The following is a 14,934-nucleotide window of genomic DNA, read 5'->3' as shown; positions in this document are numbered from 1 at the left end:
CCCGCCCCCGTCGCGGCAAAACGCCCCAAGGGGACGACCAAGGGGGCCGTCAAGGCAGCCCCAGACCTCTCCCAGGAGCGCATGGTCCGCGCGCTGGAGACCATTGCGGCGCACCTCTCCGCCCAGGGCAACCCGGCCCTCGAACGCGAGTCGTTCAAGCAGGCCGATGCCTATGTCTGGCACCCCGACGGCCGCCTCGCCGCGGTGCCGCGGGTCAGCCGCGTCGAGCTGTTCCTGCTCAAGGGCGTCGACCGGATGCGCGACATCCTGATGGAGAACACCGAGCGCTTCGCCAATGGCCTGCCCGCCAACAACGCGCTGCTCTGGGGCGCGCGCGGCATGGGCAAATCGTCGCTGGTCAAGGCAGCGCACGCCAGCATCAATGCGGAGCGCAAGCCGGCGGACAGGGTGAAGCTGATCGAGATCCACCGCGAGGACATCGAAACGCTGCCGATGCTGATGGAGAAGCTCCGGGACGCCAGCTTCCACTTCATCGTGTTCATCGACGACCTCTCCTTCGACGGCAATGACGCGTCCTACAAATCGCTGAAGGCCGTGCTCGAGGGCGGCATCGAGGGCCGGCCCGAGAATGTCATTCTCTACGCCACCTCGAACCGCCGCCATCTGCTCGCGCGCGACATGATCGAGAACGAGCGCTCGACCGCGATCAATCCCGGCGAAGCCGTCGAGGAGAAGGTGTCACTGTCGGATCGCTTCGGCCTCTGGCTCGGCTTCCACCGCTGCAGCCAGGACGAATACCTCGCCATGGTGCGCGGCTATTGCAGCCATTTCGGCATTGAGGTCGACGATGAGGCACTGCAGCGCGAGGCGCTGGAATGGTCGACCACCCGCGGCTCCCGCTCGGGCCGCGTCGCCTGGCAATTCGTGCAGGAGCTGGCGGGACGGCTCGGCGTGAAGCTGACGGCGAAGTAAGGCAACTCTAGCTCAGCCCGAACTGTCATTCCCCGCGAAAGCGGGGAATCCAGTACGCCGCGGCTTACCCGCTCAACAATGACTGCCCCTGGAATACTGGATCGCCCGGTCAAGCCGGGCGACGACAGTGTGCTCGTAGTGATGGCTTGGCCCTACTCAGCGGGCCCTCGCCTCACGCCCCGTTCAGGAATTGAAGCGGGTCAACCGGGCTCGATCCCTTGCGGATCTCGAAGTGGAGCTGCGGCGACGCCACCTCCCCGGATTGACCCGACTTGGCAATGACCTGACCGCGCTTGATGGTATCGCCGCGCTTCACCATCAGCTCACTCGCATGGGCATATGCGGTGACGTAGCCGTTGGAGTGCCGAACCAGGACCAGATTGCCGTAACCTTTCAGCTCATTGCCGGAATAGGCGACGACGCCGTCTTCGGCCGCCTTGACCGGCGTCCCCTCGGGCACCGCGAGATTGATGCCGTCATTGGACTTGCCGTTGGTCTTGGCGCCGTAGGTCGTGACCACCTTGCCGCGCACCGGCCAGCGGAAGGTCGGCAGCGCACTGGTGGTCTCGGCAGCCTTCGCCGGAGCCTCGGCGGGCTTCTCTTCGACATTGGCTGTGGCCTGGGCCAGGCGAGCGCTCTGCATCGGCGCAGCGACAGCCGCCATCTTGGTGGCGGGTGCCGGAGCGGCAGCAACCGGCTGGAGCGTCCCGACAACCGGAGCAGCCCCGACGGGAGCCGCCGCAACCGGCGCCGCGAGGGCAGCGGTCTTGGCACCGGGCACGGTCAGCTTGGTGCCGAGCTTGAGCTTGGCCGACGGATCGAGGCCGTTGGCACGGGCGAGCTCAGCCGACGAAATATGGTTCTTGCGGGCGATGCTGGCGAGCGTGTCGCCGTGGTTGACGAAGTGGGTGCTCGGCGGCGCAGCAATGGCCGCAACCGGCTTGGCTGCAGGCGCCATCGCGGGAGCTGCTGCGATAGGAGCCAACGCGGGCGCGGGTGCAGCGGCGGTGGCCGGATGCGGGATGATCAGCTGCTGGCCGGGCGAGAGCGAACGCGGCCCCTTGTAGCCATTGGCAGCGAGGATCGCCTGCGGCGTGACACGATAACGCTTGGCGAGCACGTCGAGCGTATCGCTGGTGCCGACGATGATCTTGGTGCCTCCGGCCGGCTGAGCCGCGGCAACGGAGCGTGGCGGCACGGTGGCCGTGGTTTCAAGATGCGGCTGCGCCGGGGGCGCGTAGGAGCTGACGCCGCGCCCGCCTCCGGACACGCCACCACCACCTGTGACGGGATAGGATTGCGGTGCGGACACCGCCGGCGGCGGCAAGGGCTGCGACTGATAATAGCCCGGCTGTGTCTGCGGCCGCGAATATTGCGGCAGCTCGCGCTGCTGCGGCGGCGGGGCCTGCTGCACCGAACCGGTCTGCTCAGAAGAGAAGGGGTTGGAGAAGTTCGACTGGGACAGCCGCGACGACATGTCGGCGCTGCACCCTGCGAAGCTGAAGGAGATCAGCGCCAGCACCGCGACCTGCGGTACGCGGCGCGAGTAAAGCAACTCGGCGACGACGGACATGGTTACTCACTCGTACGCAACAGAACTGGTGTTTTAAGTAAACACGCGCCGAGTAAATAACGGCTTAACCCTCCCAATAAGATGTTGGCCGCGCAGCCGATCCGGAAATCTACAGCTCCCGCGCCACCCCGGGCAGTGCCGGCACGAAGCGGACCTCGACGAGTTCCTTGCGCTCGATCCCGGCTTTGGTGCGGGTCAGGCGGACCAGCGTCTGCACGCCCTGATGCGGGCCGACCGGCGCGATCAGGATTCCGCCGACCTCGAGCCGCTCGACCAAATTGTCCGGAAGCTGCTCCACTGCGGCGGTGACGATGATGCGGTCGAACGGGCCGATATTGGGCGGCAGATTGAGCCCGTCGCCGAGCATCACCTCCACATTGTGACAGTTGAGCTTTTCGAGCCGGGCGCGTGCCGTATCGGCAAGCTTGCGATAGCGTTCGACGGTCAGGACCTGGCCGGCGAGCCGCGACAGCACAGCGGCCTGATAGCCGGAACCTGCCCCGATCTCGAGCACGCGGTGCCGCTTCTGAAGCTGGAGCTGCTCGGTCATGTAGGCCACGACGAAGGGCTGGCTGATGGTCTGCCCGCAGGCGATCGGCAGCGCGCTGTCACGATAGGCGCCATCGCGATCGGCCTCGTCGACGAAAAGCTCGCGCGGCACCTCCTCCATGGTTCGCAGCACCGCCTGATCGCTGATGCCCCGACGCCTCAGCGTGAGCTGAAACATCATTTTTTCCGGCGGATGCTGATCGGGGGTCATTGCCTGCTTGTGCTGTCTTGCCGGGGCCGGTGGACGTTAATCCCGGGCGCAGGAATCGTGTTCCTGCTCAGGAACCCATGATAACCTTCGCCTGGAGCATTTGACCACAAATTGGCTTGCCACGGGCGAGCCGCGATGACCATTTTCAGGTATCCGTTCGTCGAAACGCGCATTGCGTCAATTCGTGTTATCTGCGAACGTTTTTGGCGATGGGCAAGGGACTCAACTATGACCGCGACAGGGCTTTCCGGCCGCTCTGTATTCCTCGTCGAGGACGAGGTGATGATCAGGATGATGGTCGCGGACATGCTCGAAGAGCTCGGCTACAAGGTCGCAGCTGAGGCCGGCGACATCACCGAGGCCATGCGGCTCGCCCAGGCGACCGAGTTCGACATCGCCATTCTCGACGTCAACGTCAACGGCAAGGTCATCTCGCCGGTCGCCGACGTGATCAAGGCGAAAGGCTGCCCGTTCATCTTCGCCACCGGCTACGGCTCCTCCGGCCTACCCGAGCAGTACCGCGACCGGCCGGCGCTCCAGAAGCCGTTCCAGCTCGACGCACTCGGCAAGACCATCGAAGCCGCACTTCGCGGCGGCTAGGATATTTCCGTAGCCCGGATGGAGCGAAGCGCAATCCGGGAATCTCGTCACGAGCGATACGGCCCCGGATTTCGCTTCGCTCCATCCGGGCTACAGGCGCTTAACTCAGCGTCGCGCTGAGCTCTTCCGAAAACGCTTCGTTGGTGCGGTCGAGCCTGAGCGGCGTGACCGAGACGTAGCGCTCGCGAAGCGCCGCCAGATCGGTGCCGTCTGCCGGCGTGTCCATCATCGCGGCGCGCTCGAAGCCGATCCAGAAATAGGGATTGCCGCGGCCGTCCTGGCGCTCGTCGATTCTGAGGAAACCGAGATTGCGCTTGCCCTGGCGCGTGACGCGGATGCCCAGCACATCCTCGGGCGCGCAGGACGGGAAGTTGACGTTGATGACGGTGTCCTTCGGAATGCCCGCGGCAATCACCTTGCGCAGGATGTCGGGCCCGAATTTGCGTGCGGTGTCCCATGGCGGGCGCTCGCGGGTCTCGACGCTGAACTCCTGCGACAGCGCGAATGACGGCAACCCCAGGATGGTGCCTTCCAGCGCGCCGGCGATGGTGCCGGAATAGACCACGTCCTCGGCGACGTTGCGGCCCTTGTTGACCCCGGACAGCACGACGTCGGGCAGCTTGGCACCGAGGATATGGCGCGCGCCCATGATGACGCAGTCGGTCGGCGTGCCGCGCACGGCAAAGTGCCGCGGGCCGACTTCGCGCAGGCGCAAGGGATCGTTCAGCGACAGCGAATGCGACACGCCGGACTGGTCGAGCTCGGGCGCCACCACCCAGACGTCGTCGGACAATGCGCGCGCGATCTCCTCCACGACTTTGAGGCCGGGGGCATGAATGCCGTCGTCATTGGTGCAGAGAATGCGCATGCGAAGGGCCGATTCCAAAAAAGCGGGGTCTGAGCCGTCTTATCCGGCTCTGGCCGATCAGGCAAACCGGCTGATCAGGGGTTCCCGCCTGAACCCATTAGCGGCGGATGCGCCATTGTGGAAGGAAGCGCGCCAGCCGCCCCTCCGCACGCAGACTCATCGCGGGTACCGCCGGACTGACGACGGCAGCCTCGATCACGCCGAGCGCCTCCAATTGCGCAACGAACGCGTCCGGCTCCGGCGTCTGCGGAAAGCGTTCGCGCGCCACCGTCAGCGCGTTGTCGAAGTCGGCAGCATTCACACCCGGCTTGGCCCTCCGGCTCTGCACGAGATCCTGGTCCCAGAGCCGCGCGATCTCGATGTCGAGCACGCCGCGCAGGCGCTGATCCACGGCCTGAATCCCGGCCCCCGTCACCGCCCATTGTCGGCCGACCCAGAAGATGTCGCGGTGCAAGGCCATGAACGGTGGGTTCGCGTTGTCGAGTGGCCGGCAGGATAGCCGGCCGCCCGATCTTCGCAACCGATCGTTTCCAACATTTCAGACGGGCAACGCGATTCTCGTCTTGACGCGTTTTCTTGACGCAAACCGGTACCCACTTCGCCCGAAAACGCTTTAGTCGCGCCCGATCACCTTCACGCCGCCCATATAGGGCTGCAGCACGTCGGGGACTGCGATCGAGCCGTCCTCCTGCTGATAGGTCTCCATCACGGCGATCAGCGCGCGGCCGAGCGCGGTGCCCGAACCGTTCAGCGTGTGGACGAAACGCGGCTTGCCGTCGGGACCGCGCGAGCGCGCATCCATGCGTCGTGCCTGGAAATCGCCGCAGACCGAGCAGCTCGAGATCTCGCGGAATGCCCCGCCATCGCCCTGCCCCGGCATCCAGACCTCGATGTCATAGGTTTTTTGCGACGAGAAACCCATGTCTCCTGCGCAAAGCGTCATCACGCGATAATGCAGGCCAAGTCTCTGCAACACCTGCTCGGCGCAGGACAGCATGCGCTCCAGCTCGTCCTTGCTCACCTCCGGCGTCGTGATCGAGACCAGCTCGACCTTGGTGAACTGGTGCTGGCGGATCATGCCGCGCGTGTCACGCCCGGCAGCGCCCGCCTCGGCGCGGAAGCACGGCGTCAGCGCGGTGAGGCGCATCGGCAATTGCTTCTCGTCGAGAATGGATTCGCGCGCGAGGTTGGTGAGCGAGACTTCGGCGGTCGGAATGAGGCCGAGGCGCTCTGTCCTCAGCCGCTCCTGGTCGGGCGAGGCAAGGAGCTCGCCTTTGATCGCCCAGAACTGATCATCCTCGAACTTCGGCAATTGTCCGGTGCCGAACATGATCTCGTTGCGCACCAGCAGCGGCGGATTGATCTCGGTATAGCCGTGCTCGTCGACGTGCAGATTCAGCATGAACTGGCCCAGCGCGCGTTCGAGCCGCGCCAGTCTCTTCTTCAGCACGACGAAGCGGGCGCCGGAGAGTTTTGCCGCCGCCTCGAAATCCATGTCACCAAGCGCGGTGCCGAGATCGTCATGCAGCTTCGGCGCAAAGCCGTAGTTGCGCTTGTTGCCGAACACGTGGTGCTGCACGTTGCCGTGCTCGTCGACACCATCGGGCACTTCGTCGAACGGAATGTTCGGGATTGCGGACAGCTCTTTGGTCAGCTCCTCATCGGCGGCTTTCGCGGCGGCCTCGAGCTGCGGCATCGTAGTCTTGAGCTCGGCGACTTCGGCCATCAGCTTGGCCGCGCGTGCCTCGTCCTTGGCCTTCTTGGCGTCGCCGATCTCCTTCGACGCCGCGTTGCGCCGCGCCTGCGCCTGCTCGGACGCCAGGATCGCCGCGCGCCGCGTCTCGTCGATCGCGAGCAGCGAGGCCGACAACGGCTTCAGGCCGCGCCGGGCGAGGCCGGCGTCGAAGGCTTGCGGATTGTCGCGGATCGATTTGATGTCGTGCATGGCTGTGGTCCTGGATCAGCGCGTAAACAGTCAACGTCGAATGTTGCCAGTTTACATTGGCGCGCGCCTCCCCCTAGCACAGCTCTCATCGCCCGCGAAAGCGGGCGATCCAGTATTCCAGAGACGGGAGTGATTCCTTGGTAGGCCGCGGCGTACTGGATTCCCCGCTTTCGCGGAGAATGACAGCGAGGGTGTGGCGGCCTCTACTCCGCCGGATTGGCCGGCGTCGACACGTCGGTGCCGGTGGCGGCCTGCGCCGCGGCGGCGGCCTTCTTCTCCACCATCGCCACCGCGATGATCGAGCCCTCATAGAGCGCCATCAGCGGAATCGCCAGCGAGCACTGGCTGATCACGTCGGGCGGCGTCAGCACGGCCGCGATGACGAAGGCGATGACGATGAAATAGCGCCGCTTCTCGCGCAGCATCTTCGAGGTGATGATGCCGATGCGGCCAAGCAGCGTCAGGATCACCGGAAGCTGGAACGCAATGCCGAAGGCAAAGATCAGCGACATCATCAGCGACAGATATTCGCCGACCTTCGGCAACAGCTCGATCTTTGCGGTCTCGTCGCTGCCGAGTTGCTGCATGCCAAGCGAGAAGCGCGCCAGCATCGGGAACACAACGAAATAGACCAGCGCCGCACCCAGCACGAAAAAGAACGGCGTCGCGACCAGATACGGCAGGAAGGCCTGCTTCTCGTGCTTGTAGAGCCCGGGCGCCACGAACATGTAGACCTGCCCCGCCACGATCGGGAACGAGATGAACGCCGCGCCAAACATCGCCAGCTTCAACTGGGTCAGGAAATATTCCAGGAACGCGGTGTAAATGAGCTTCGCGTTTGCGGGATCGCCGACGGCCAGGACATATGGCCATACCAACACGTTGAATATCTGCTTGGCGAAGAAGAAGCAGAAGATGAACGCAATGCCAAAGCCGAGCAGCGCCTTGATCAGCCGCGAGCGCAGCTCGATCAGATGGTCCATCAGCGGGGCTTTGCTGGCCTCGATATCGGCGTCGGTCATGACGCTTTGGCGTCCTTGATCGCTTCGGATGGCGCGGTGTCCTGCGCAACCGGCGCCTGCTCGACCTCACGGGTAATCGCAAGCGGCTCGTTCGCAGCCGCATGCGCCTCGGCTTCCATGAAGGTCGCGGGCGTCGGCGCTTCCGGTGTCGTTGGTGTCGTCGGCGGTTCGATGGCAGTTGTGGTCGGCGTCTCCGCCGGCTTATCGAGCGCATCGACGCGCAGCGCGTCACTGACGTCCTTCTGGAGCGAGGTCAGCGGATTGTTGCTGGTGAACCCGGTCGCGGCTTCCTTGACCTCGTCGAAGCTCTTCTTGAGGTCGGCCATTTCGGCCTCGCGCATCGCTTCCTGGAACTGGCCCTGGAATTCGGCGGCCATCTTGCGGGCCTTGCCCATCCATTGGCCGACCATGCGCAGCACGCCCGGCAGCTCTTTCGGGCCGATGGCGATCAGGGCCACGACCCCGATCAGGACCAGTTCACTCCACCCGATGTCGAACATGAGGTCTTCCGTTCACGCGAAGCCGCAGCCGGCCCAATCCCTTGCGCGCAGGATCGGGCCGCACCCCGCGTCTCGCGTGCTTCTTCCGGCTCAGACGGCCTTGCTGCCGACGTCGGACCGCGCCGCGGTCGGCGCATTATTGTGCTCGATGGACTTGGCCGGCTCGGGCTTCTCGGCGGGCTTGTCGTCGTCCTGCATGCCCTTCTTGAACGCCTTGATGCCCTGCGCCACGTCGCCCATCAGATCCGAAATCTTGCCGCGGCCGAACAGCAGCAGGACCACTGCGATCACCAGGATCCAGTGCCAAATGCTGAGTGAACCCATCCTGCAACCCTCCAAACGCGCATGGCCGGGGACCCGGCCGATCTTCACCGAAACCTAGGCTTGGCAGGTCTCAAAAACAAGGACCTAGGCAGCGCCAATTCGCTGTTGGCACTACGTAATCTTGCTAGTGTTAACCGGTCGCAGGGCACCGGTAAAACGCAAAGGCCTCACTCTTCGGTGCCGCCTTCGCCGCCACCCTCATTGCCGCCTTCCGGGGTCTCTTCCGGGCTCTCGGGCTCGACCGCAGGCGCCAGCGCCAAATCAAGGTCCTCGCCCGGTTCCAAGGGATCCTCGTCCTCGCGAAGCTGCGGGTCGTCCGACGGCGTCGGCACGCTGAATCCGGTCGGCAGGCGCGAATCCAAGAGGCCCGTGCCCTTCAGCTCCTCAAGGCCCGGCAGATCGCCGAGCTGTTCCAGGGTGAACTGCGACAGGAAGTCCTCGGTGGTTCCGAAGGTCAGCGGACGGCCGGGCGTCTTGCGGCGGCCGCGCGGCTTGATCCAGCCGGTCTCCAGCAGCACGTCGAGGGTGCCCTTCGAGGTGACGACGCCGCGGATCTCCTCGATCTCGGCGCGCGTCACGGGCTGGTGATAGGCGATGATCGCCAGCACCTCGATCGCCGCGCGCGAGAGGCGGCGGGTCTCGGTGCTCTCCCGTGTCATCAGCCAGGCGAGATCGCCGGCCGTGCGGAAGGTCCATTTGTTGGCAACGCGAACGAGATTCACCCCGCGCAAGGAATAGTCGGCCTGCAATTGCTCGAGCGCGGCCTTGACGTCGACGCCCTCGGGCATCCGCTTGGCCAGCGTCGCGGTATCCAGCGGTTCACTCGAAGCGAACAGCAGTGCTTCCAGCAGCCGCAATTCCTCGGGACGTGCCTGGGATTCGTTCTCCATCGGCTCGGCCTCTTCTACCCGCACTTCAGCCAGGCTTGCCATGGCAGCTTCTCCTTCTTGCACTTAACCGACCGGCGCATCAGGCGCAGGAGCTGCGTCCGGCACCGGTTTGGGGCGCCCCTTCCGGAAATAGATGGGCGCAAACGCCTCTTTCTGGTTCAGCTCGAGCTGACCTTCGCGAACCAGTTCCAGCGCGGCGGCGAAGCTCGAGGCGAACACCGTCGCGCGCTGCGTCGGATCGGCGACATGCCGGACCAGAAAATCGTCGAGCACGCCCCAATCGTCCTGCTCGCTGATGCTGCCGACCAGCCGCTCCAGCGTGGCGCGCGCCTCGGCGAGCGACCACACCGTGCGCTTGGCCAGATGCACGCTCGCCAGCACGCGCGACTGGCGCTGCGAGGCGTAGGCGGTGAGCAAATCGTACAGCGTCGCCGTGTATTTCGGATGCTTGATCTCGGCGATCTGCTCGGGCTCGCCGCGCGGGAAGATGTCGCGCAGCAATTGCTGCCTGTTCATCAGCCGGTTGGCGGCTTCGCGGATGGCCTCCAGCCGGCGCAGGCGGTTGGCGAGCGCGGTCGCCATCTGCTCGGCACTCGGGCCTTCCGCGCTCGGCGGCTCCGGCAGCAGCAGGCGCGACTTCAGGAAGGCGAGCCATGCCGCCATGACGAGATAGTCGGCGGCAAGCTCGAGCCTGATCTTTCGCGCGGCCTCGATGAAGTGGAGATACTGGTCGGCCAGCGCCAGGATCGAGATCTTGGCGAGGTCAACCTTCTGCTGCCGCGCCAGCGCAAGCAACAGGTCGAGCGGGCCCTCATAGCCCTCGACGTCCACCACCAACGCCGGCTCACCCTCGGCAAGCTCTGCGGGCCGCCCGGTTTCGAAAGATAGAATTTCTGCGGTCATGCGGATGCCGTGTTTGCCCGTGCGATCAATGCGTCCAGCTCAGTGCGTGCGGCGACGCGGTCGAGCGGTTGCGGCGCCTTGCGCGCGGCGAGCGCGGCGTTCGCCCGCTCCAGCGCCTGGCCCGACAGCTCCGGTGTCTGGCCGGCGACCTCGCGCATCTCCTCGATATTGCCGTTGCAATGCAGGGCCATGTCGCAGCCGGCCGCGAAGATGGCGCTGGTCCGCTCGGCGATATTCCCCGACAGCGCGTTCATCGACACGTCATCACTCATTAACAAACCCTGGAACCCGATTGCGCCGCGAATCACGTCAGCAATCATTGTCGCAGATGTCGTCGCCGGATGGGCGGGGTCGACCGCGCTAAACACAACATGTGCAGTCATGGCCATCGGCAGGTCCGAAAGCGGCTTGAATGCGGCGAAGTCGGTCCGTTCCAGCTCGTCCCTGGGCGTATCGACCCTCGGCAGCTTGAAATGGGTGTCGGCAGTGGCCCGGCCATGGCCGGGGATGTGCTTGAGAACCGGCAGCACGCCGCCCTGCTCCAGGCCCTCGGTGACAGCGCGGGCAATCGCCGCAACCTTGCCTGGCTCGGTGCCATAAGCCCTGTTCCCGATGACGGCATCGGCGCCCTCGACCGGCACGTCGGCCAGCGGCAGGCAATCCACGGTGATGCCGAGATCGGCAAGATCGGCTGCGATCAGACGGGCGGACAGGCGCGCCGCGGTGAGCCCAAGTGCCGAATCAGTGTCGTACAAGGTCGAGAAAGCGGCGCCCGGCGGATAGACCGGCCAGTGCGGCGGACCCAGGCGCTGCACCCGTCCGCCCTCCTGATCGATCAGGACAGGCGCGTCGGCGGCACCCGCCGCCGTCCGCAATTCCGCAACCAGTGCAGCGACTTGAGCTGGCGTTGCGACATTGCGCTTGAAGAGGATGAAGCCCCATGGGCGCTGCTCGCGGATAAACTCCCGCTCGACGGCGGTCAGTTCCGTTCCGGATACACCGGTAATGAAGGCCCGCGTGCTCATAACGGCCGATTAACCCTGACCCGCGAGGGGGTCAAGGAAACGGCCGTTAATTCCTCTGGACGAAGCAGGCAGACAAGCCAGCAGACTTCAGGCTGTTGCAGGCGTGCGTCGCTTCCTCGGCCGAACCATAGGGCCCAGCGAAGGCGCGGTAGACGACGCCCTTGCCCTTGTCGCTGAGGTCGACGCGCTTGATCACCGGCGAACGGGAGCCGAGCACGCTGCCATACTTGCTCTGAAGCACGCGGTACGACGCGGCGGCGCTATCCTCGCTCTGCTGCGAGGAGACCTGCACGACGTAGCCACCACCGCCGCTGCTGGCGGGCGCGATTTGCGTCGGGGTGGTCGCAGCCATCCGCTGCGGCGGTTCGGCCGCTGGGACCGACTGCGGCGCCAGCGACATCGGCTGGTTGGCGCTGGCATTGGCAGCGGTCGGCGGAGTGCGCGGCGCGGCCGGTGCAACGGGTGCAGCAACTGGCTTCGGCCCCGCCGTGGGCCTGGCGGCAGCGGCCGATTGCGGCGTGGCGCTATCGGTCTGATCGCCCTTCACGGCGACAGTCCTGATCGCGCGCGGCGAATTGTTCGGCATCGTGCCGTTGCTTGAGGTCGCGCTGGTGCTCGGTAGCGGCACCGCAGACGGCGACACGCTCGCGACCGACGGCGGGTTCGCATTCTGGTTCAGCGGCGGGAACACCACGCGGGGACCGCCCGCCTTGGCGTTGACGTCGACCGGCGCTTCTTCGCGCGGCACGATCTTCTCGGTGCCATCGCCGCTCACCATGCGATCCGGCACCTTGGCCGAGGAATCCGTCGGCGCGGGCACGATCTTGGTCGGAGTGTTGTCGGCCTTGATGATCGGCGGCTCACCGCTGCGGGGCGAGCCGACATAGGTCTTGTAGGCGAAGGCGGCGCCGGTGCCGACCACGGCAAGCGCCAGGATCGCCGCGACCGTCATCATGCCGCCGCGCTGCTTCTTGGGCTCTTCGAGCTCCGCATCGGGATAGTCGCTCTGATACGCGTAGGGATCGTCGGGATAGGCCGGCTCGCGCTGATAGTCCTGCTCGCCTGCCTCCAGCCGGCCGTAGAGCGCATCGTCGTAACGCGCCGGATCGGGCTGCTGATGCGGCTCCTGATAGGCCTGTTGCTGGTAAGCCTGATCCTGCTGCTGGTAGGCCTGATCCTGGTAGGCTTGCCCCTGGTAGGGCTGCGCCTGATAGGCGTGATCCTGATAAGCCTGCGGCTGAAGCTCAGGCTCGGGCGCGGCGGGCTGGGCTGAATAGCGGTGCAACGGATGAACCGGGTTTACGGACACGGGATAGTCGGGCTCGGGAGCTGGCGCCGGCTGCGGCTGCACGTTGGCGCGCCGCATCCATGAGGGCGGCCCGGGCTGCGCCGGCGGGGTCTGCTCGGCATAGTCCTGCTGATAATCGTCTTGCCGATCCTCTTGCCGATAGTCGTCGTCCTGATAGCTCTGTGCTGGCGCGGGGGCTGCCGGCGGATGTGCGCCGGGCCGCCCCTGAGCTGCGAACGGATCGGTCTGTCCGATCAGGCGGGCGAGCTCGGCCAAGGGATCGCTCTCCGCCTTGCCATGCTGGGCGCCACCGCGACCATAGTCATCGGAGGGATACGGTCTGTCTTGATATCGTTCGGCCATCGTGATGATGCGTCCCTTCGGGAAAGCCGCGCGCCCCTCGACCAAGGCACGGCTTTCGACCCACAAGGCTTTCAACCAAGTCTAAGCGATCCGGCTTCTGCCGGTTACCCCCGATATTCCCCTTAAGTAGTTCGCCCCAAACTACCGCATCTCGTTCGGAGCATGGACGCCGAGGATGGCGAGGCCCGATGCCAGAACCGAGACGACGCCCTGGACCATGGCCAGTCGCGCCTTTGTAAGCTCTGCATCATTATTGATAATGAAGCGTAAATAGGGCAAATCGCGCCCCTTCGTCCAAAGTGCATGAAATTCGCTGGCTAAATCATAGAGATAAAAGGCAATTCGGTGCGGCTCGTGGGCCGCGGCTGCGGCTTCCAGCATGCGCGGAAATATTGCGAGCCGCTTGAGCAGGTCGAGTTCGACGGCGTCTGACAGCCGTTCCACCGCCGACTCAGCGAGCCAGGCGATCCGCTCTCCGGCATCCTCCGGCAGTTCCGGGAACACCTCCGCTCTCGCGTTGCGGAAGATCGAGTGGCCACGAGCGTGGCCGTACTGGACGTAGAACACCGGGTTGTCGCGCGACTGTTCCATGACCTTGGCGAGGTCGAAGTCGAGCACGGCGTCGTTCTTCCTGTACAGCATCATGAAGCGGACGGCGTCCTGGCCGACCTCATCCACCACCTCACGCAAGGTGACGAAGTCCCCGCTCCGCTTGGACATTTTCACCGGCTCGCCGTTGCGCAGCAGCTTGACGAGCTGGACGATCTTGACGTCGAGCGAGCCCTTGCCTGACGTCGTTGCCTTCACCGCCGCCTGCATGCGCTTGATGTAGCCGCCATGGTCGGCGCCCCAGACGTCGATCATCTCCGCAAAACCGCGGTCGAACTTGTTCTTGTGGTAGGCGATGTCGGCGGCAAAGTAGGTGTAGGAATTGTCCGACTTGATCAGCGGACGATCGACGTCGTCGCCGTAAGCCGTCGCCTTGAACAGCAGCTGCTCGCGGTCTTCCCAATCCTCGACCGGCGCGCCCTTCGGCGGCGGCAGGCGGCCTTCGTAGACGTCGCCCTTGGCCTTCAGGAAATCGATGGTCTCGGCAACCTTGTTGTTGCCGGTCTCGATCAGCGAGCGCTCGGAGAAAAACACATCGTGGCGGATGTTGAGGGCGGCGAGATCGTCCTTGATCTCGTCCATCATCATCGCGATCGCCTTGGCGCGCACCGTCGGCAGCCATCCGGCCTCGCTCATCGCGAGGAGCTTGTCGCCGTGCTCTTTCGCCAGCGCCGCGCCGACCGGCTTCAGATAGTCGCCCGGATAGAGCCCTTCCGGAATCGGACCGATGTCCTCGCCGAGCGCCTCGCGGTACCGCAGGAACGCGGAGCGCGCGAGCACGTCGACTTGGGCGCCGGCGTCGTTGATGTAATATTCGCGCGCGACGTCGTGGCCTGCGAACTGGAGCAGGCTCGCCAGCGCGTCGCCGAACACGGCGCCGCGGCAATGGCCGACATGCATCGGCCCGGTCGGATTGGCCGAGACGTATTCGACATTGACCTTGGAGCCGCCGCGGACGCGGCCGTAATCGGCGGCCTCGCGCAGCACTGTCCGCAGCGCCTCCGCCCAGGCGGCCGGCCTCAAGGTCAGATTGATGAAGCCGGGACCGGCGACGTCGACCTTGGCGATCAGCGCGTCGGCACGCAGCCGCTCGGCGATCTGCTCGGCGAGATCGCGCGGCTTGGCCTTTGCCTCTTTCGCCAGCACCATGGCGGCGTTGGTCGCCATGTCGCCATGGGAGGGATCGCGCGGCGGCTCGACCACCACGCGGGAGAAATCGATGCCCTCGGGCCAATTGGCTTCCGCCGCCAGCGTACGGCAGGCGGCGTGCACGCGTGCAAGCACGTCGGCGAACAAATGCAGTGCTGAGGATGTGTCGGGCATGGCCGCCG

At 65.3% G+C, this 14,934-nt stretch carries 15 protein-coding genes; 2 read left to right on the top strand and 13 right to left on the bottom strand.

Annotated elements, in window-relative coordinates; translation table 11 throughout:
* Positions 1 to 933 (top strand): ATP-binding protein (locus CV770_RS05555; protein ID WP_104461600.1); only part of this gene is annotated, 933 nt, incomplete at its 5' end.
* A 172-nt stretch (positions 934 to 1,105) separates the two neighbouring features.
* On the opposite strand, the gene CV770_RS05550 is transcribed toward CV770_RS05555, so the two are convergent.
* Positions 1,106 to 2,506, bottom strand: coding sequence for a LysM peptidoglycan-binding domain-containing M23 family metallopeptidase (locus tag CV770_RS05550; protein ID WP_091963250.1), 1,401 nt, complete (start codon positions 2,504 to 2,506; stop codon positions 1,106 to 1,108).
* A gap of 109 nt (positions 2,507 to 2,615) precedes the next feature.
* Positions 2,616 to 3,266 (bottom strand): protein-L-isoaspartate(D-aspartate) O-methyltransferase, encoded by a 651-nt coding sequence (locus CV770_RS05545; RefSeq protein ID WP_091963247.1) that lies wholly within the window; start codon positions 3,264 to 3,266, stop codon positions 2,616 to 2,618.
* A 228-nt stretch (positions 3,267 to 3,494) separates the two neighbouring features.
* Here CV770_RS05545 and CV770_RS05540 point away from each other — a divergent pair, with 228 nt between their 5' ends.
* A complete protein-coding gene (locus CV770_RS05540; RefSeq protein ID WP_008547195.1) occupies positions 3,495 to 3,866 on the top strand; it encodes a response regulator in 372 nt (123 codons plus the stop codon).
* 100 nt (positions 3,867 to 3,966) lie between these two features.
* On the opposite strand, the gene surE is transcribed toward CV770_RS05540, so the two are convergent.
* The 11 genes from surE to argS all read right to left on the bottom strand — a co-directional run bounded on the left by surE (position 3,967) and on the right by argS (position 14,926).
* Positions 3,967 to 4,734: a 5'/3'-nucleotidase SurE gene (surE, locus tag CV770_RS05535; RefSeq protein WP_104461594.1), complete on the bottom strand. Its 768-nt coding sequence runs from the start codon at positions 4,732 to 4,734 to the stop codon at positions 3,967 to 3,969.
* Between the two features lie 97 nt (positions 4,735 to 4,831).
* Complete coding sequence (locus CV770_RS05530; protein WP_091963241.1) at positions 4,832 to 5,194, bottom strand: hypothetical protein; 363 nt, start codon at positions 5,192 to 5,194, stop codon at positions 4,832 to 4,834.
* A 153-nt stretch (positions 5,195 to 5,347) separates the two neighbouring features.
* Positions 5,348 to 6,679 (bottom strand): serine--tRNA ligase, encoded by a 1,332-nt coding sequence (gene serS / locus CV770_RS05525; RefSeq protein ID WP_104461593.1) that lies wholly within the window; start codon positions 6,677 to 6,679, stop codon positions 5,348 to 5,350.
* 203 nt (positions 6,680 to 6,882) lie between these two features.
* A complete protein-coding gene (tatC, locus tag CV770_RS05515; protein ID WP_018317876.1) occupies positions 6,883 to 7,701 on the bottom strand; it encodes a twin-arginine translocase subunit TatC in 819 nt (272 codons plus the stop codon).
* Positions 7,698 to 8,201 carry a Sec-independent protein translocase protein TatB gene (tatB, locus tag CV770_RS05510; protein WP_104461591.1) on the bottom strand — a complete coding sequence of 168 codons (504 nt, stop codon included), beginning with the start codon at positions 8,199 to 8,201 and terminating at the stop codon, positions 7,698 to 7,700. The genes tatC and tatB overlap by 4 nt, the downstream gene beginning before the upstream one ends.
* Positions 8,202 to 8,291: 90 nt before the next feature.
* Positions 8,292 to 8,525 (bottom strand): twin-arginine translocase TatA/TatE family subunit, encoded by a 234-nt coding sequence (locus CV770_RS05505; protein ID WP_028145381.1) that lies wholly within the window; start codon positions 8,523 to 8,525, stop codon positions 8,292 to 8,294.
* 167 nt (positions 8,526 to 8,692) lie between these two features.
* Positions 8,693 to 9,457, bottom strand: coding sequence for an SMC-Scp complex subunit ScpB (gene scpB / locus CV770_RS05500; protein WP_201759706.1), 765 nt, complete (start codon positions 9,455 to 9,457; stop codon positions 8,693 to 8,695).
* A 21-nt stretch (positions 9,458 to 9,478) separates the two neighbouring features.
* Entirely contained in the window at positions 9,479 to 10,318 is an 840-nt protein-coding gene (locus CV770_RS05495; protein ID WP_018317872.1) for a segregation and condensation protein A, read from the bottom strand.
* Positions 10,315 to 11,343 carry a beta-N-acetylhexosaminidase gene (nagZ, locus tag CV770_RS05490; protein WP_104461589.1) on the bottom strand — a complete coding sequence of 343 codons (1,029 nt, stop codon included), beginning with the start codon at positions 11,341 to 11,343 and terminating at the stop codon, positions 10,315 to 10,317. Before nagZ ends, CV770_RS05495 begins: the two co-directional genes overlap by 4 nt.
* 46 nt (positions 11,344 to 11,389) lie before the next feature.
* Entirely contained in the window at positions 11,390 to 12,994 is a 1,605-nt protein-coding gene (locus CV770_RS05485; RefSeq protein ID WP_104461599.1) for an SPOR domain-containing protein, read from the bottom strand.
* 141 nt (positions 12,995 to 13,135) lie between these two features.
* The gene (gene argS, locus CV770_RS05475; protein WP_201759705.1) at positions 13,136 to 14,926 is read right to left on the bottom strand and encodes an arginine--tRNA ligase; all 1,791 of its coding nucleotides are present in this window, start codon (positions 14,924 to 14,926) and stop codon (positions 13,136 to 13,138) included.
* Positions 14,927 to 14,934: the final 8 nt, after the last annotated feature.

Source organism: Bradyrhizobium sp. AC87j1 (assembly GCF_002936975.1).
GTDB classification, from domain to species: Bacteria; Pseudomonadota; Alphaproteobacteria; order Rhizobiales; family Xanthobacteraceae; genus Bradyrhizobium; species Bradyrhizobium shewense.
Note: the sequence above shows the minus strand (reverse complement) of the source record. Positions and strands in the feature narration are given on the sequence as shown.